The sequence below is a fragment of the Aquisalinus luteolus genome, assembly GCF_009712425.2.
Taxonomy (GTDB): Bacteria; Pseudomonadota; Alphaproteobacteria; order Caulobacterales; family Parvularculaceae; genus Aquisalinus; species Aquisalinus luteolus.
The window spans coordinates 663,445-680,654 of sequence record NZ_VCJR02000002.1 but is presented as its reverse complement, the minus strand read 5'-3'; the positions used below and the strand labels follow the sequence as shown (position 1 = coordinate 680,654).

17 protein-coding genes are annotated in these 17,210 nt (G+C 59.9%); 8 read left to right on the top strand and 9 right to left on the bottom strand.

All coding sequences use genetic code 11. From position 1 onward, the window contains the following. Positions 1-3: 3 nt before the first annotated feature. The 5 genes from ribH (at position 4) to FF098_RS11810 (ending at position 3,555) form a co-directional block, all read left to right on the top strand. On the top strand, positions 4-495 hold the full coding sequence (gene ribH, locus FF098_RS11830) for a 6,7-dimethyl-8-ribityllumazine synthase (RefSeq protein ID WP_155140731.1): 492 nt from the start codon (positions 4-6) through the stop codon (positions 493-495). Beyond that, entirely contained in the window at positions 488-1,123 is a 636-nt protein-coding gene (folE, locus tag FF098_RS11825; RefSeq protein WP_188544105.1) for a GTP cyclohydrolase I FolE, read from the top strand. Before ribH ends, folE begins: the two co-directional genes overlap by 8 nt. Positions 1,124-1,177: 54 nt before the next feature. Then, positions 1,178-1,828, top strand: a complete 651-nt coding sequence (locus tag FF098_RS11820) for a YqaA family protein (protein ID WP_155140729.1) — start codon at positions 1,178-1,180, stop codon at positions 1,826-1,828. 56 nt (positions 1,829-1,884) lie between these two features. Next, positions 1,885-2,343 carry a winged helix-turn-helix transcriptional regulator gene (locus FF098_RS11815; protein WP_155140727.1) on the top strand — a complete coding sequence of 153 codons (459 nt, stop codon included), beginning with the start codon at positions 1,885-1,887 and terminating at the stop codon, positions 2,341-2,343. Positions 2,344-2,619: 276 nt separating this feature from the next. After that, on the top strand, positions 2,620-3,555 hold the full coding sequence (locus tag FF098_RS11810) for a serine hydrolase domain-containing protein (RefSeq protein ID WP_155140725.1): 936 nt from the start codon (positions 2,620-2,622) through the stop codon (positions 3,553-3,555). Positions 3,556-3,570: 15 nt separating this feature from the next. On the opposite strand, the gene FF098_RS11805 is transcribed toward FF098_RS11810, so the two are convergent. The 4 genes from FF098_RS11805 to FF098_RS11790 all read right to left on the bottom strand — a co-directional run bounded on the left by FF098_RS11805 (position 3,571) and on the right by FF098_RS11790 (position 7,199). Beyond that, positions 3,571-4,626, bottom strand: coding sequence for a S41 family peptidase (locus FF098_RS11805; protein ID WP_166426503.1), 1,056 nt, complete (start codon positions 4,624-4,626; stop codon positions 3,571-3,573). A gap of 138 nt (positions 4,627-4,764) precedes the next feature. Continuing rightward, a complete protein-coding gene (locus FF098_RS11800; protein WP_155140721.1) occupies positions 4,765-5,205 on the bottom strand; it encodes a DUF1810 domain-containing protein in 441 nt (146 codons plus the stop codon). After that, on the bottom strand, positions 5,205-5,930 hold the full coding sequence (phbB, locus tag FF098_RS11795) for an acetoacetyl-CoA reductase (RefSeq protein ID WP_155140719.1): 726 nt from the start codon (positions 5,928-5,930) through the stop codon (positions 5,205-5,207). The genes FF098_RS11800 and phbB overlap by 1 nt, the downstream gene beginning before the upstream one ends. 93 nt (positions 5,931-6,023) lie before the next feature. Then, positions 6,024-7,199, bottom strand: coding sequence for an acetyl-CoA C-acetyltransferase (locus FF098_RS11790; RefSeq protein WP_155140717.1), 1,176 nt, complete (start codon positions 7,197-7,199; stop codon positions 6,024-6,026). 262 nt (positions 7,200-7,461) lie between these two features. Here FF098_RS11790 and phaR point away from each other — a divergent pair, with 262 nt between their 5' ends. Then, the gene (gene phaR / locus FF098_RS11785; protein WP_155140715.1) at positions 7,462-8,097 is read left to right on the top strand and encodes a polyhydroxyalkanoate synthesis repressor PhaR; all 636 of its coding nucleotides are present in this window, start codon (positions 7,462-7,464) and stop codon (positions 8,095-8,097) included. A gap of 15 nt (positions 8,098-8,112) precedes the next feature. On the opposite strand, the gene FF098_RS11780 is transcribed toward phaR, so the two are convergent. The 3 genes from FF098_RS11780 to FF098_RS11770 form a co-directional block, all read right to left on the bottom strand. Further along, on the bottom strand, positions 8,113-9,828 hold the full coding sequence (locus tag FF098_RS11780; RefSeq protein WP_155140713.1) for a GGDEF domain-containing phosphodiesterase: 1,716 nt from the start codon (positions 9,826-9,828) through the stop codon (positions 8,113-8,115). A gap of 198 nt (positions 9,829-10,026) precedes the next feature. Continuing rightward, complete coding sequence (locus tag FF098_RS11775; protein WP_155140712.1) at positions 10,027-10,434, bottom strand: hypothetical protein; 408 nt, start codon at positions 10,432-10,434, stop codon at positions 10,027-10,029. 74 nt (positions 10,435-10,508) lie between these two features. After that, positions 10,509-11,291 carry a glycosyltransferase family 2 protein gene (locus tag FF098_RS11770; RefSeq protein ID WP_155140710.1) on the bottom strand — a complete coding sequence of 261 codons (783 nt, stop codon included), beginning with the start codon at positions 11,289-11,291 and terminating at the stop codon, positions 10,509-10,511. Positions 11,292-11,501: 210 nt separating this feature from the next. Between FF098_RS11770 and FF098_RS11765 the strand changes: the two genes are divergently transcribed. Together FF098_RS11765 and FF098_RS11760 are read left to right on the top strand one after the other, a co-directional pair. After that, complete coding sequence (locus FF098_RS11765) at positions 11,502-13,202, top strand: ArnT family glycosyltransferase (protein ID WP_205967482.1); 1,701 nt, start codon at positions 11,502-11,504, stop codon at positions 13,200-13,202. 7 nt (positions 13,203-13,209) lie between these two features. Beyond that, the gene (locus FF098_RS11760) at positions 13,210-14,751 is read left to right on the top strand and encodes an ArnT family glycosyltransferase (RefSeq protein ID WP_155140706.1); all 1,542 of its coding nucleotides are present in this window, start codon (positions 13,210-13,212) and stop codon (positions 14,749-14,751) included. A gap of 34 nt (positions 14,752-14,785) precedes the next feature. Here the strand turns inward: FF098_RS11760 and FF098_RS11755 are convergent, their stop codons facing one another. Together FF098_RS11755 and FF098_RS11750 are read right to left on the bottom strand one after the other, a co-directional pair. Further along, on the bottom strand, positions 14,786-15,787 hold the full coding sequence (locus FF098_RS11755) for a glycosyltransferase family 2 protein (RefSeq protein WP_155140704.1): 1,002 nt from the start codon (positions 15,785-15,787) through the stop codon (positions 14,786-14,788). A 94-nt stretch (positions 15,788-15,881) separates the two neighbouring features. Then, positions 15,882-17,207, bottom strand: a complete 1,326-nt coding sequence (locus FF098_RS11750; protein WP_155140702.1) for an O-antigen ligase family protein — start codon at positions 17,205-17,207, stop codon at positions 15,882-15,884. Positions 17,208-17,210 lie beyond the last annotated feature (3 nt).

Genomic DNA, 17,210 nt, shown 5'->3' with positions numbered 1-17,210 from the left:
GACATGCGCAACCAGTCCCTGCAGGAAGCGATAGACGGTGTTCACAACGCCAAAGGCAAACGCTTCGGCGTCGTCACCACCCGCTGGAATGACGATATTATCGGCATGCTGAAAACCTCCTGCCTGGAAACACTGAAGGCGCAATCCGCCGGCGCAGTGGAGGAATTCATCGTGCCCGGCGCTTTTGAGCTGCCTGTGGCGTGCAAGACCCTGGTCAGCGGACCGCGTTACAATGCCATTATCGCGATCGGCTGCGTCATTCGCGGTGACACGCCCCATTTTGACTATGTCGCAGGCGAGGCCGCACGCGGCATAACCGATGTCTCGCTAATGAGCGGCGTGCCTGTGATATTTGGGGTACTGACGGTCAACAATCGCGAACAGGCGGTCACCCGCGCTGATCCGGCACAGGACAACAAGGGGCGTGAGTTCGCCCTGGCGGCCATCGAGATGGCCAATCTCGTTACATCGATCAAGGAGAAAAGCTATGGCTGAAGGTGCAATCATGACCGACAAGAATGCGGAAGACAGCGCTGCCAGGCTCGCTGAAGACATCACCCGGCGCCCGGGCCGCAAGGAAGCGGAAGCTGCCGTGCGCACGCTTCTTGCCTATATCGGCGAGAACCCGGACCGCGAGGGCCTGCTCGACACACCCAAGCGCTTCGTCAAGGCATGGGACGACTGGTTCGAGGGATACAATCTCGATGCGGAGGATGTGCTCGCCCGCACATTCGAGGAAGTCGAAGGCTATGACGATATCGTGCTGATGAAGGACATCCGCGTCGAGAGCCATTGCGAGCATCACGTTGCCCCGATCATCGGCAAGGCCCATATCGCCTACCTGCCGGACACCCGCGTTGTCGGCATTTCCAAGCTCGCCCGCTTGGCCGACATCTATTCAAAGCGACTGCAGAGCCAGGAGATCCTGACCAACCAGATCGCCCAGACCCTCGACCGTGTGCTGCAGCCCAAGGGCGTGGCCGTGCTGATCGATGCCGAACACCAGTGCATTTCGACCCGCGGCATCCACAAGACAGGCGTGTCCTGTGTTACCCGCTGTTTCACCGGCGCGTTCAAGACCGATCCGGCGCTGGAAGACCGCTTCTTCCGCCTGATCGGCTGATAAACAGGCACGCCGTGGCGGCACCATCACCCGCCCCGGCGTGTTCATCCCTCCATGGGTAGAACTTACGACAACAGCAGCCATCGCGCCAGCGACGACGCCGGAGCATCCGGTGGCGAGGAGGACAAGCCGCATAAATCCGGCATCTTCGGTGCGCTGCGCGGCCGTCTTGGCCTGACCGGCGGCTTTTTCGTCTATTCGATTTTCGAAAGCACGATCTTCCCGGTACCGATCGAGGCACCGATGATCCCGGCCATGATCGCGCGACGCAAAGCCATCTGGGCGATCTGCACCGCCGTGCTCGCCGGCTGCATTGTCGGCACCGTCGCGGCGTATCTGGTGGGTGCATGGCTGTTCGAGCCCGTTGCCCAGCCGCTGATCGACCTTTTCGGGGTGCACCAAGGCTTTGACGACGCACTGCAGCAGTTCGAGCAGAACGGCATGGCGACCATTGTCGTCATTGCATTGTCTCCCATCCCGCTTGTTCTTGCGTCCCTCGGGGCCGGTGTCGTTGGCATCAACCCTTTCGTTGCTATCGGCTTCATCGCAGTGACCCGCGCCGTCCGCTATTATGGAATGGGGCTAATCGCCTGGTATGCCGCCCCTTCCTTGCAAAAATTGTGGGACCGGCTCGACAGTCCATGGATAAAATGGACGCTCATTCTAATTTCTGTACTTGCCCTCGCAGCCCTCTTCATGCTTTAAGTTCACAGGATGGACTTTGCACCCATTGAGGGTGAATATCGAGGAGAGCCTGACGCATGGCGACAAACCCGCCCAAGCAGTCCCGCATTCCGGTAACGGAATGCAATCTGGCCAAGGCCTTCGACCAGATCGGTGATCGCTGGTCGCTTCTCATCCTGCGCTCAGCCTTCTACGGCCTGCGCCGTTTCGGCGATATCCAGCAGGAGCTGGGCATTCCCCGCACCGTCCTGTCCAACAGGCTGAAGAAATTCGTCGAGCTCGACATCATGGTCACCCGCAATTACCGCGAACCGGGCCAGCGCCCGCGACCGGAATATTTCCTGACGCAAAAAGGCGCTGATCTCGCCGTTTCCCTCATCGCGCTGAACCAGTGGGGCGACAAATGGCTGGGCAAGGGTACCGCGCCGCTGGAATTCCTTGACCGGGAAACCAACAAGCCGGTCGTCGCGTCGCTGGCCGCCGACCCGGCAACGGCAATCCCGATGTCGCAGATCAAGCGCCGTATCAATATCTGAGAGAGCCTTACTATCTCTGCAACTGCCGCTAGACTGTTCTCAACCGGGCAGCCAAAAGCAGAGGACAGACCGATTGTGAAACGCTCTTCATCACTTCTCTTTCTATCAACTCTTCTGACAACCGCCCTGCTGACTGGCTGCAACGAGGCATCGACGCATACCGAAGATGTCGGCCCTCAGCCAACTGACACCGCTCTAGCTGATCCCGCTGAACAAAGCGCAGAGCCGCCAGCCGATCAGGCACCGCCGCCCCTTGCCCTTCCGACACAGGATCAGATGGCCGCCCTGCTCAACGGCTTTTCCGTTCCCGGTGCCAGCATGGCATTGATCAAGGACTGCCAGGTCTCCGACTTGGCAGCCTATGGCACGGCTAATCTGGAAACCAGTGCTGCAGTGACTGACACAACGCTGTTCGAGGCCGCCTCCCTGTCCAAGCCGGTCCTTGCGTGGATCACCGTCGCACTGGCCGATGAAGGGGTGATCGATCTCGATGAATCGATCGCAGAGAAAATGGACTGGCCGCGCATCGCTGATAAAGATGCATACGCACAGATTACCCCGCGCATGGTACTTACCCACCGGACAGGCCTGCCCAACTGGTCTGGCGCTTCACTAGACTGGGATCGCGAAGACCCGCTGGACTTCCTCGCCGAGCCGGGCACGCAACCGACCTATTCCGGTGAGGCGATCCAGATCCTGCAGGCCTGGGTCGAACAGGAGACGGGCAAGACACTGCAAGCCCTGTTCAAGGAACGCCTCGGTGAAACCATGCCCCATTCATCGTTCACTGTTCCGTTCCCGGAGGGTACCTCAGTGTCCATGGGCTATCAGAGCAGCACCGAGCCGGACAGCGCCCGCAAGATGCACCACCCTGACCGGGCACAGGCCGCCGGCGGCCTGCTGACGACGGCAGAGGACTACGCAGCCTTCATGGCTAAGGTCTGCCGCCGCGAAGGGATGAGCGAGGCCGCCTATGAGGAAATGCTCTCACCACAGACAGAAGTCATCGAAGGCGATTCCGGGGCGCCGACAGCCTTTGGTCTCGGCTTCGCGATCCTGTACGTGCCGGGCGACACGATCATCGGCCATGACGGCAACAATGATGAGTACAGGACAGCGGCGTTCATCTCACCGCAATATCGCGAAGGGTTGGTATATTTCTCCAATGGCGCGCGTGGTGCCGACCTGTTCAACACGATGATGGGCCAGTAAGTAGACAAGGAAAGATCACTCGACCGGGACGTGGCGCGGTGGCTGCTGGGAACCATCCTGCCTGCCGATTCTTCCCGTATCGATCAGGTCGAGCGCAAAGCCGAGGACACGGTCCTGCCCGGTCTCGATATCGTCAGCCTTGTTGGCCATCCAGTAATCCGGCGGCACACCGATACCTTCCCAGTTGAAGCCGTCCGGGTCGCGGAAAATGTTCACCGACACATCGACCGTCCAGCCATTCGGCAAGGGCACCTGCCCGGCATCGGCAAAGACGCCTGCCGTGTATTCGCCGACGATGGCCGCATGGGGCAACGCACGCATGGCAAGCGCGAAATTCTCCGCCGCGCTGATCGACCGCGAATTGGTCAACAGTACCACAGGCCCTGTAAACTGCGCCGGACCCGCAGGCTCAAGATACCAGTCGACAGGCTCGGCAAAGGAATCGCGCGGCTCCATGATGTTGCGCATCTGCACGCTCATATAGAGGCGCTTCTGATCGGCGAAGCGGTTGGCGATCGTCTGCCCCACCGCGTCGCTGCCGCCGCCATTCTGGCGTACGTCGATGATGACCGCCCCCGCGCCCTCGAAAGCTGAAATAATCTCGTCGATCGCCCCTACGCTCGTCTCCATGTCGTTGAACGAGCGGAAATGCAGATAGCCAACATTGCCGCTCAGCATGCCGTAATGAAACGTTCCGTCTGCGATGCTTTTCAGTCCATCAGTCGCGTAAGATTGGCCGATCAGGTCGAGGGAGAAAGTGCCGATATCGAAATCGCCAGTCGCCAGGCTGCGCGAGCCAGAGCGATAGAACCGCCCGCCTTTCTCATCCCGGATCACCACATGCAGATCGTGCATCAGCCCGGCGATTTCGCTGATGATCGCGAACAGGTCCTCATCGCTCGTCTCAGCCGTTACCTTTGGGCGATAGATATCGTAGACGGCATCCCAGTCGATATTCTTCACACCGAACAAGGCATAGCCGTCATTGTAGATCGCCCAGAATTCCTCGAAAACTTCTTCAGGGGACGCTTCAACCTGCTCTTCCTGAGCGACGGCAGGCAAAGCAGTCACAAAGCCTGTAAGAAGGATAAAGCAAGCAAGGATGCAAGATCTGTAAGAGGTCATGGCAGGCAACTCTCGCGACGGCTATTCATTCTCACAGCCTAACCTGCTCGCCTTCCAAGTCCACAGCATGGATCAAGAGAAGGGTCAAAGCCTCTCCAGCGTATGGCCATCACGCTCGCCGTCGTAAAATTTCTCCAGCGCCTTGCTGAACAGAGGGCCGAACAGATCATTGCCTGTTGCAGCTTCGAACAGCGTCATGGAGGAACGAAATTTGAGATTGTCCGGATGACCGAATACGGCAGTCGCATCGCTACTATCTATCGCCAGGACTGCCTCTGTGCATTCGATCAGGCGTGGCCCCAGCACCGGATGATCCGCATAGGCCGCCGCCTCATCCTTGCCGCTGATCGAATAGTGAATGGCGGTCGGACTGTGCCCCAGCCCCTCGATCTGCGGAAAGATGAACCAGATCCAGTGGGTGCGCTTGCACCCGGCACGCAGTTCGTCGAGCGCCTTGTCATAAAAGCCTTTCTGGGCCTCGACAAAGCGCTCGAGATCGAATGGGTCAGTGGCCTCGCCAGCCATCAGGCCGCGATATACTGGCCGCCATTGATGGTCAGCACTGCGCCGGTCATGAAGCCAGCCTTGTCGTCTGCCAGATAGAGAACGGCATTGGCGATCTCTTCCGGCGTGCCGAGACGGCCGACCGGAATCTGGCCGACGATGGAATCGAGCACCTTCTCGTCCATGGCGGCGACCATGTCGGTACCGATATAGCCAGGCGCGATCGCGTTGACGGTGATGCCCTTGCGCGCCGTCTCATGCGCCAGCGCGCGGGTGAAGCCGATCAGGCCGGCCTTGGCGGCGGAATAGTTCGCCTGTCCGAACTGGCCCTTCTGGCCGTTGATCGAGGAGATGTTGATGATCCTACCATAGCCGCGCTCGCGCATGCCGTTGATCACGGGCCGGGTCATGTAGAAGGCACTGTCAAGATTGGTACTCATCACGGCGCGCCACTGCTCGGCGGTCATCTTGTGGAAGGCGCCATCGCGGGTGATGCCGGCATTGTTGACCAGCACATCGGTCGGGCCCTGGTCGGCCTCGATCTTCGCGATGCCTTCCTCGCAGGCGGCTGCGTCGCTGACATCCCATTTGTATACGCCGATGCCGGTCTCTTCCTTGAACTGGGCGGCGGCCTCGTCATTGCCGCCATAGGTAGCGGCGACATTGAAGCCCGCCTCTTTCAGGCCGATGGCAATGGCCTTGCCGATGCCGCGTGTGCCGCCGGTAACGATAGCTTGCTTGCTCATGGGGTTTCTCCCTTCCCTTATTGGCCGGGGTCTGGCGTACCACCCCGGCCTGTCTGATAAGTGCCTGTTGATAGGCGTCTTCTGAAGTCTGGTTTACGGGCGCTCGACGCACAGGGCGATGCCCATGCCGCCACCGATGCACAGCGTGGCGAGGCCTTTCTTCACGTCGCGGCGCTGCATCTCGTACAGCAGCGTCGTCAGGATACGGGCGCCGGACGCGCCGATCGGGTGACCGAGCGCGATCGCGCCGCCATTGACGTTGACTTTTTCAGGGTCCCAACCGAGTTCCTTGCCGACCGACAGCGCCTGCGCGGCGAAGGCCTCGTTCGCCTCGATCAGGTCGACATCGTCAAGCGACCAGCCGGCTTTCTCCAGCGCCTTGCGCGAGGCCGGGGCCGGGCCGATGCCCATGATCGACGGATCGACACCGCAGGTTGCCCAACCGGCAATGCGGGCAAGCGGGGTAATGCCGCGCTTCTCGGCCTCGGAGGCAGACATGACCACTGTCGCCGCCGCACCGTCATTGAGGCCGGAGGCGTTTGCTGCCGTGACAGAGCCTTCCTTGGTAAAGGCCGGGCGCAGGCCGGAAACGCCTTCGATGGTCGCGCCCTCGCGAATGAACTCGTCAGTGTCGAAAACGGTCTCGCCCTTGCGGTGCTTGATCGTCACCGGCACGATCTCGTCCTTGAACTTGCCGTCCTTGCGGGCGGCCTCTGCCTTGTTCTGGCTGGCGACAGCAAAGGCATCCTGCTCTTCGCGGCTGATCTGGTATTTCTCGGCGAGGTTCTCCGCCGTCTGGCCCATGTGGTAATTGTTGAACGCATCCCACAGCCCGTCGACGATCATCGTGTCGGTCATGGTGCCCGGCCCCATCTTGACACCGGAACGCATATAGACCGAGTGCGGCGACAGGGTCATGTTTTCCTGCCCGCCAGCAACGACGATATTGGCATCGCCATTGCGGATCGACTGGACCGCCAGCGCAACGGCGCGCAGGCCGGAGCCGCAGACCTGGTTGATCGTCATCGCCGGGGTCTCCTGCGGGATACCGGCATGGATCGATGCCTGCCGGGCCGGGTTCTGGCCAAGACCCGCGGTCAGCACATTGCCCATGATCACTTCGTTGACGTCATCGGCCTTGATCCCTGCACGTTCCAGCGCCCCGGTGATGACCGTGCGGCCCAGTTCAGGCGCAGAAACCGTGGAAAGCGAGCCTGAGAACGACCCGATGGCGGTGCGGGCGGCGGAAGCGATGACAACATCAGTCATGGAAATTCTCTCCGGGTTGGGGCGCAGAACCGTAGTGCCTGAGCCCTTGTGAGCATCTTTGTATTCGGGGCCATTCTTGGCCGATCAGACCGGCCTCTGGCAACATCTTTCGGCTGAATTTTCCAGCCTCATTACCCGCCATATGGGGCGAGGAGGGAATGAACCCAAGATTATTTGATTGACCTATGGCATGCTGCAATGCAGCGTACTATAGAAGAACAATGAGTCGCGATAGCGCGACGCAAAATCAGGGACTGCACGCATGACGAGCCAGGAAAAGAAACAGAAAGAGTCGAGCCAGGACGGGCCGGTCATCATCAAGAAATACGCCAACCGTCGGCTCTACAACACTGCGACCAGTTCCTATGTAACCCTCGATTACCTGTCCGGCATGGTCCGCGAAGGCGAGGAGTTCGTCGTTTATGACGCCAAGTCCGGCGACGACATCACCCGCTCGGTCCTGACCCAGATCATCTTCGAGGAAGAGAACAAGGGCCAGAACCTGCTGCCCATCTCCTTCCTGCGCCAGCTCATCGGCTATTATGGCGACTCGATGCAGTCCTTCGTGCCTTCTTACCTCGAAATGAGCATGGAAAGCTTCCAGAAGAACCAGGAAGCCATGCGCAAGTCGATGTCCGAGGCCTTTGGCGATTCGCCGGGCATGAAACTGTTCGAGGATGTGACCCGCCAGAACATGGCGATGTTCGAACGCGGCATGAAGATGTTCGGCATTGGTGGCTCAATGCCGACTTCCCCGTGGGGTCCGCCGGCAGATCGCGCCGCGGCTGCAACCGGCAGCACCGATGAAGTCGAAAAGGTAAAGGCCGAGGCGGACGCAGAAATTTCCGAACTCAAGCGCGAGCTGGCTGAGCTGAAAGAACAGCTGAAAAAAGACTGATTTCGCTCAAGCGGGTCAGGCGCTCAGTGTCTTGCCTGCCGCATCGCCATTGTCATCGGCATGCTCGCCATAGATGGCTGGCGGATAGCGGTCCGGCTTGCCGATGTAATATCCCTGCAGGTAATCGACCCCGAGCCCTTTCAGAAGCAGCGCGTCGGATTCATTGTCGACCCATTCAGCCACCGTCTTCATGCCGAAATTGCGGGCAAGATCCAGAAGCGTGCGTACGAACAGCTGGTTCTCCCGAGATGAGGACACACCGGTGATGAACGAGCCGTCGATCTTCAGCACGTCGATATCCAGCGCCTGAAGGTTGCGGAAGGAGGTATAACCGGCGCCGAAATCGTCGATGGCGAAGCGGCAGCCCAGTTCCTTGATCTCGGCGATGAACTCGACGGAAGCCTCCACGGCATCCATGACCTGTGTTTCGGTCAGTTCGATGGTCAGGCGGTCGGTCACTTCGCGATTGGCGCGCAGCTGGGCGAGATAGCCATCAGCCCAGACCGGATCCTTCACCGTCTCCCAGGAGATATTGACGTTCAGCTTGATGTCCGGTGCCTTGCGCAGGGCCTGCGTCGCAAGATCCAGCACGCGGCGGTCAAGCAGGTGGACGAGGCCGAGGCGTTCGGCGGCGGGAATGAACGCCGGTGCCGGCACTTCCTCGCCATCGGGATCTTCCATGCGGACCAGGCATTCGAACTTGCGGTGCGGGGCGCCCGGCTCGGAAATGATCGGCTGGTAGGCAAGATAGATGCGTCTGTCATTCAGCGCCGTCAGGATGACGTCCGACATTTCGGTATTGCGCTGGCGACGGGAGACGATGTCGGTGTTTTCCGAGAAGGAGCTCCAGCTCGACGGGCCGATCTGGCGCGCCTTGTCGAGGGCAGCTTCAGCCCGTGCCATCGCTGTCTCGGCAGTGGTCACATCACCTTCCAGCTCGGTCGCGCCGATACATACGGACACGGCAACGCCGCCGGAATTGGTCTCGACGACCTTTTCGCGGACGACATTCAGCAGGGCGTAACAGGTATTGCGGATGCCTTCGCGGCAGGTGCTGCGCAGGATGATGCCGAACTTGGTCCCCGCGACCCGGCCGATCGTATGCTGCGTGGCGAGCTTGGAGCGCAGGCGACGGGAAATCTCGACGATTACCTCGTCAGCGGCCTCGAAACCGAAATCGGAATTGATCCCGCCCAGCCGGTCGATGCCGACCAGCAGATAAGCTGAAACGCCGGTTGGCTGGCTACCCGCATCGATCTCGTCTTTCAGCATTTCACGAATGCGCGGGCGATTGAGCAGGCCGGTCTGTTCGTCATAGGCGGCGAGATAGGACAGTCGCGCCTCGCGGTTTTTCTGTTCGTCGATCGTCCGGACCATGCCGATCAGGCGCCAGTCCCCGGCGATCTTCATCCAGCTGCCACGCTCCTCGATCCAGCGCATCGGGTGACGGCCGGTGGAAACGCGATATTCGATCGTATAGCTGGTGCGGTTCTCGAACGCGTCCCGCAGGGCGTTTTCGCGGCTCATCACCTCTTCCGGCTGCAGGAAAGAAAGGAGCGACGGTGACGTGGAAATGGTCTCGGGCTTGTCGATACCAAGGATCGACATGGCCGATTTCACATCGGTCCAGTTGATCCGGCCCGAAGCGTGATCATACTCAAACAGGGCCTGTCCGGCTGCTTCCAGCGCAAACTTTACCTTGTCCGGTCCGGCTGGACGCTGTTTACCCATAAATCCCCGTCAGTCACTGACCGCAGACAACGCAACACACGAAGCGCTCCCAAGGAACGAGCGGTACTATTCAGGGACAGTTGTAGAAAATCTTCGTAAAGAAAGATTGAAGTCCTGTGCCAAATCGCAACTGCAGGCTGTTCATGCTAAAAACCGCGCCGGTGGCGCGGTTTTCTATGCTCAGCATAGGCAGGAACCTTAGCCGCCCAGACCACCGCTGACGCCAAAGTCGCGCCGTGCAGTGACCGTCGTGACGATGAAACCGGCCATGAAGTCGAGGAATGTCATCGCGAGGAAGATGAAGAACACCGAATTCCCGAAACCCGGAACAATGATGAATGCCAGCAGCGCAATGATGAACACCACAACCGACAGGGCGTGGTTGAGGATCGAATCCGACCCAGTCTTGGTCGAGCGCAGCAATTCTATGAACAACAGCCCCATGGAGATAATGATGAACCCGTCGCCAAAGCTGATTCGCCATACATCTCCGGACACCATGGGAATGGACATCAACTGGCTGGCTGTCCAGCTATCACCGACAAGAAAATGCAGGATTACGTAGACGACCAGGCTGATCGCCAGCAGTGGAAACATTGTGAACATGTCGGCTCCCCTCCTTTAAGGACCTGTTTACCACCATATAGCCCACACAAGCGGGCATAACTAGGGCAATGGAGTTACAGCTCGCTGATTTCGCCGGGTTTGCGCGACCGGGCGATCAGCCAGGTTACACCGATAAGGTCCCGAACGGCCACGGCGGCCCGCTGCAAATTTGTATATTTCGACTGGCCGGACATGCGCTCGCGCGCGCTGACGGGGGCAAATTCCACGATCAGCCCTTCGCGACGCACCAGCGCCGGCAAATAGCGGTGGACGTGGTCGAAATAAGGAAGCCGCAAAAACACGCCGCGATAGAAGACCTTCAACCCGCAGCCGGTATCGCTCGCCTCATCGTTCAGCAGTTTCTTTCGGATACCATTGGCAAGCCGTGAGGCGACTTTCTTGGCCTTGGTGTCCTTGCGGCCCTGACGCTCGCCCGCGACCATGGCGAGCAGTGCCGGGGCACCGTCACGCGTCAGCTTTTGATAGAGCGCCGGGATATCGGCCGGATTGTTCTGGCCGTCGCCATCCAGCGTCGCGATGACAGGCGCGCGTGCCGCGATAACGCCGGTGCGCACGCCGCGGCTCTGACCGGCATTGTTGTGGTGCTGGATGATGCGCAGTTCCGGATACTCTGTCTTCAGCGATTTCAAAACGTCCAGCGTACCGTCGCGGGAGGCATCGTTGACGATGACGATTTCGAAGGGCACCACGGCGCGCAGGGCCGTTGCCACTTCCCCGACCAGGGTCGCGGCATTGCCCTCCTCATTGAACATCGGGATGACGACGCTGAGCGCCGGGCCATCAGCTGGAACCGACTTGTCTACGGCATATAGCGGCGCCGGTACGGGATCAGTCATGATTACATGTCTCTTTTTTGGGACCTGTCCTTTGGTAACGGCAGTACCGCCGACAAGCCGCCGATAATTTCTGTCGTCTTTTCTGTGTCAGGCCGGACACATTGTCAAAGACAAGCATGCAGCGAGGCAATCTCATGAAGGCCATTGTCCTGACTTGGCCATTATTGGGGCCTATGGTCAGGGGGCATTTCGATGGGAACTAATCACACCATGACAAATATTCGCGGCGGGTCGGGATTGTTTGCCGGGAACACACCGCAGCCCCTCGCCCTGATTGTGCTGCTGTTCTGGGCCGCGCTGATCGTCCCCGCCGGGTCATTTTCCATTCCACCGCTCGACCGAGACGAATCCCGTTTCATGCAGGCAACTGTCCAGATGCTGGAGACCGGGGACTTCATCGCGATCCGTTTCCAGGAGGACGAGCGCAACAAGAAGCCGGCTGGCATCTACTGGCTACAGGCGGCGAGCGTCTCTGCTTTCAGTGACGCCGAGGCCCGCCAGCCATGGGCCTTCCGTATCCCGTCAATGCTGGCCGGGGTCCTGTCGATCCTGCTGCTCTGTGCATTGTTCAGCAGGCTGACCGGTCCCGCTCCCGCTTTCTGGGGTGCCGTCCTGCTCGCCGCGGCCCCGACCTTTGCCGGTGAAGCCACCATCGCCAAGACCGATGCCGCCCTGACCACCTGCGTGATCGCCGCTCAAGGATGCCTCGCCCTAATCTTCAGGCGCTATGTCGAACAGGAAGAAGTGGGCTGGCGTGTGCCGGTCTTCTTCTGGGTTGCCATCGGCGTCGGCATCCTGATCAAGGGGCCAATCGCACCAATGATCAGCTTCCTGACGATTGCCGCTCTCGGCCTTTGGCTGCTGGCAACCGGGCGCAATCCGTTTCGTTTCGGCCTGGCCCACCGCCCCTTTACCGGTCTTGGCATCCTCGCCCTGATCGTCGGGCCATGGGCAATCGCCATCGGCCTTGCGACCGAGGGACGCTTTTTCACCGAGGCGCTGGGCGACGATGCCTTCGGCAAGCTGAACGAAGTCCAGGAAAACCATGACGGCTCATTCCTCTATTACCTGAAGGCAGTGTGGATCTTCTTCTGGCCTGCCGCCCTGTTCATCCCGCTCGCTGTTTGGCATGCCATCCAGCGCTGGCGCGACCCGGCCGTCGCCTTCTGCCTCGCCTGGCTCGTGCCGTCCTGGATCCTGTTTGAAATCGCCTCGACAAAGCTGACCCATTACACCCTGCCGCTTTACCCGGCGCTCGCCGTTCTCATCGCGCTCTCGGTGCTTTCCTTGCGCGAGGTGATACCGGGGCCTGGCGAACGGATCATGCGCGGCATTGGCATTCTGACCTGCGCCGGTGCTTCCCTCGTTGTCGGCGCGGCCCTGGTCTGGCTCGTTATCTCCTTTGACGATCACGGGCTGACAGCATTCCACGTTGCGCTTCTTGGTGTCCTCGGCATCATCGCTATCACTGCGGGCGCGCTGATGAGCCTGCGTCGACCGGCGGCAGCCATGGCAGCGGCGAGCCTTGCCGGGGCCGTCCTTGCCTGGGGGCTGTTCGAAGGGATATTGCCGCGGCTCGAGGCCCTGCATCTGACACCCCGGGTCTCCCGGCTGCTCGACGACCTCGACCTTCACCCGCGGCTCGATGGCGCACCGCCGGTTGCGCTGTATGGCTATAACGAGCCCTCTCTGGTTTTCCTTCTGGGCACGGACACGATCCACGCAGAGGCCGAAGGCATGGCAGCATGGATCGCCGCCGCGCCAGGCCATGTCGCCATCGTTGACGAGGAAAACCAGGCCGCCTTCCTTGCCGCAACGCAACAAACCCGGCTATCAGTCCTCGCAACGCTTGACGGCTTCAACTATTCCAACAACAAAGCCTCGACCCTGACTGTCTATATCTCGGAATAAGCTGCCCATGATCGATCGTATCAGAGACCTCTGGCTGACCCGGCCCGCCATCTTCTTTGCCTGGCTGCTGGTCGCGGTGACGCTGATACGCATTGGTGGACTGGCGATCAGCAATCTCAATCTCGGCCCAGACGAAGCGCAATACTGGTGGTGGAGTCGCAATTTCGAGTTCGGCTATTTCTCCAAACCGCCTTTCATCGCCTGGATGATCGGCACGACCACGGCAATTTTCGGCAATGGCGAGATGGCTGTCCGCCTCTCGTCCCCTCTGGCCGGGGCGATAACAGGCTGGTTCGTTTTCCTGACCGCGCGACGCCTCTATGATGAACGCACGGCGCTGTGGGCAGGCGTTGTCTGGATATCCATCCCGATCCTTCATCTCGGCTCATCGATCATTTCCACCGATACGCCGCTGTTGATGTTCTGGTCGATCGGCCTGTTTGCTTTCGCCCGCCTGTCCGACACGAAAAGCCCTCTCGATGGCGCCCTGATGGGCGCTGCCATCGGTTTCGGCATGCTGTCGAAATACGCGATGATATATTTCCCACTCGGCCTTGCCATCGCCTTTGCCGTCTCACCCAGGGCACGCCAGGCACTGAAGCCGGTGCCTTTACTGATCGCAGCGGCGCTTGCAGTACTGATCTTCCTGCCGAATGTCCTGTGGAACGCCGCCAACGACTTCCAGACGCTGGAACATACACAGGCCAATGCGGGCTGGGGCGGCAACCTTTTCCACCCGGACGAACTGGCGGAATTCTTCTTCTCCCAGTTCTTCGTCGTCGGTCCGGTCCTGTTCGGCTTTCTCCTCTTCGGTCTTGCCACGCTGAAGCGTCGCTTGTCGGCGGAGCATCGCGGGGCGGACCTTATGCTGCTCGGTCTCGGCCTGCCGCCGCTGCTCATCATCATTTTCCAGGCGACGATTTCCGGCGCCAACGCCAATTGGGCCATGGCCGCCTATCCGGCCCTGATCATCCTCGTCACAGCCTGGATGATCAGGTCTGGACGGCGACGCCTGCTTATCGGCTCGACAGCCTTCAATGCCGGCATCGGCATCATTGCCCTGTTCTTCGTGGCCAATTTCGCCATCGTCGATGCGCTGGGCCTGTCCAACGCCATCAAGCGCGTGCGCGACTGGCCGGACCAGGTCGCGGAGATCGAAGCCTATGCGCAGGGCTATCCGGTCGTGGTCGTCGATGACCGCGAACTGATGGGGAATATTCTCTACTATATGCGCGACAGCGGTATCCCGGTGAAGTCACTGGATTACAACCGGCGTGTCGAGCACCACTATGAAGCCTTCGACAAGTACGACCCGTCGCAATATGAGCGCGCCTTGCTGGTCGCGAAATATCCGCAATATCTCTATAGCGTGGTCGAGCTGGACACGATCCTGGAGGTCGGGGAAGTAAGCCGGGACATGGGTGTGGAGTGCCCGCGCCGGTATTTCCTCTTTGAACTGAGGGATTACAATCCGGACAAGGGGCCAAGGGATGTCCCGCGTCCGCCTGAAGGACTATCACGCCAGATAGATGGTTGCCGCCCCTATTGAGGGCATGGCGGACAATTGTTCGAAAAAGAAAAAATCAGAAACGCGACCGGCTTCTGGCTGTTGCGTAACCGCGGCGGCTGGTATCCGGGCTGTTCAGCTTCAAACCGACGAGCGCCAGCATGCGCCTGGCGATGATCATCACTGTACGCATGGCAAAACCGATCCAGATCAGCGCACTGACGACATACAGGAACAGGGATGGATACGGATCTCGGAAATGGGTGAAGAAATAGCGCACCATGCTCTTGGCCTTGCGCAACTCAACCCTGATCCTGCTCTCCCGGCTTGAACTCTTGAAATGCAGGATATCGACCTTGGGCGTGAAATAGACGTCGCCGCCAGCCTTTTTCAGCCGCAGGCAGAAATCGACATCCTCGACATGCAGGAAGTAGTTCTCATCCATGCCGTCGATGGCAAACCAGGTCTCGCGCGCCATCAACATGCAGGCACCTGAAATCACCGGCACCTCTGTCATCTTACCGGGACAGGGTTCCTTGTGATAATTGAAGCGGCGGAAATACGGGTGACGCGGCGCAAAATTGTAGAGCTTTGTCATCTCCACGAATGCGCGCCATGGCGTCAGCGTGGAACGTCGGGAGCCTGCCTGCTCTGTGCCATCCGGATTGATCAGTTTCGCGCCGAGCATCCAGCGGCCCTTCAGGCGTGCTGCTTCGGCCAGCATGTCGCCGACAGCGTCATCCGGCAGGATCGCATCGGGATTGAGGATGAAGATATACTCACCGGTCGCCGTTGCAGCACCCTTGTTGCAGCCGGCAGCATAGCCGATATTGCCATGGCCCGAGATGATGATGAGTTTTTCACTGAAGTCAGCAAGTTCACGCAGGCGGTCCATCTCGTCGGCCCAGTTGCCATTGTCGACGACGATGACTTCCTTCACGTGCGGCTGGCGCAAGGCGGACATGACCGAGCGCATCAGCAGCGGGCCAGTCCAGAATGATACGATGATGACACTGACGGAGGCGTTTACCGAAGGCGTGGAGACGGCTTGCATGCCGTCATGCTCCAAATCACTCATTTTGGCGCCTTGCTCCACTCACTTCCCCCGAAGTTCTGACTCGATTGTAATATTGCGCCTTTTTGCACCGCAACACAAGAGGCCACAACCTTAATTATCGTGACATTTTCGTGGCATAGACCCTTTCGGCGGCGATCATGATGTACAGCGCGAACACTGGCGCGGCCAACCGCCATAATGTCCAAAGGCTGAGGTCAACAGCGCAAATGACATAGAAACCCGCCGCAAGAGCAAGGCACGCTGCTGCCACCGGTGGGCGTAACATCTCCAACCGTGTGAGCATGAACCGCACGACCAGCCAGATAATGCCGAGCACCATCAGGACGCCGACCAGACCGAACTCCAGCCATATCTGAACGAACAGATTGTGCGGGTGGGTCGGGAAAAGCGGGATCGGTCCGGGATAGCCCGGCAGCGAAACGGTGCGCCCCAAATCATTCAGGTACTGGCTGTAATTGACCCCGCCGCCAAACAGGAAGGCCAAGGGCCCTGAAAAGATATTGTCCATGGCGAACCGCCATATTGCCAGACGCTGCACCCAGGAGGTCGGGGCGCCGTCCATTGTTTCGATCACTTCAATCGAAGGCAGGAAAAGACCTGCGACTGGCGCGAGCAGGAAGGTCGCCGCCCACCCGCCTGCGGTCAGCCAGAGCGCCAGTTTCGGCCGGAACAGCGCCAGCGTTCCAGCGGCAATGATCGCGGCCAGCGCAATGAGATTGACCGTGACCCCGAACAACAGTGCCCCCGCCCCCAGACAGGCAACAGCGACAGCCGCTATCGCATAAAAGCCCGCTTTCGGCCTCGTGCCCGGCAAACCCTGAATACGCCATAACAACAGCAAAAGCGCTGGCAGCAGGCACAACCCGATGGTCGTGCCACGGGCAGAGGCGATGATGTCCTTCCCGTCGCGCCCCTCTGGCGGGATGATATCGCGGATCGCGCCGCCGGTAACAGCTTCAATCCCCAGACAGACGATCGCCAAAGCCCCGGCGCCGAGCAGGAAGCGGGCCAGCAGGCTCGCAATATGGGTCGGCAAGGCCTGCATCGTCCACAGGAATGCGCCAGACACCAGAAAGAACAACAGGATGCTGAGTGCCTTCTCTGCCTCATCCTTCAGCGGCGTCCAGGCGACCGATAGGAAGACATAAAGGCTGAACGCGATCAGCGCGGCGAGGATTGCCGAGCCCGTGCCGGGCTGCCATGAAGATTGCCTGAACAGCCGCCCTGCGGCAGGCCACAGCCCCGGCTGCACCAGCGTGCCGAACAGCACCATCAGCACCATCCCGCCGACAATATTGCGGTGGGACAGGATGATCAGCATGGGCAGGGCCATGATCCAGCAATTATGGACCGAGGCCGACCAGACGGTCCGCCAGCTCTCTATCTTTCCGTAAACGGATTGGGCTGGCCGGTCGCTCATCTG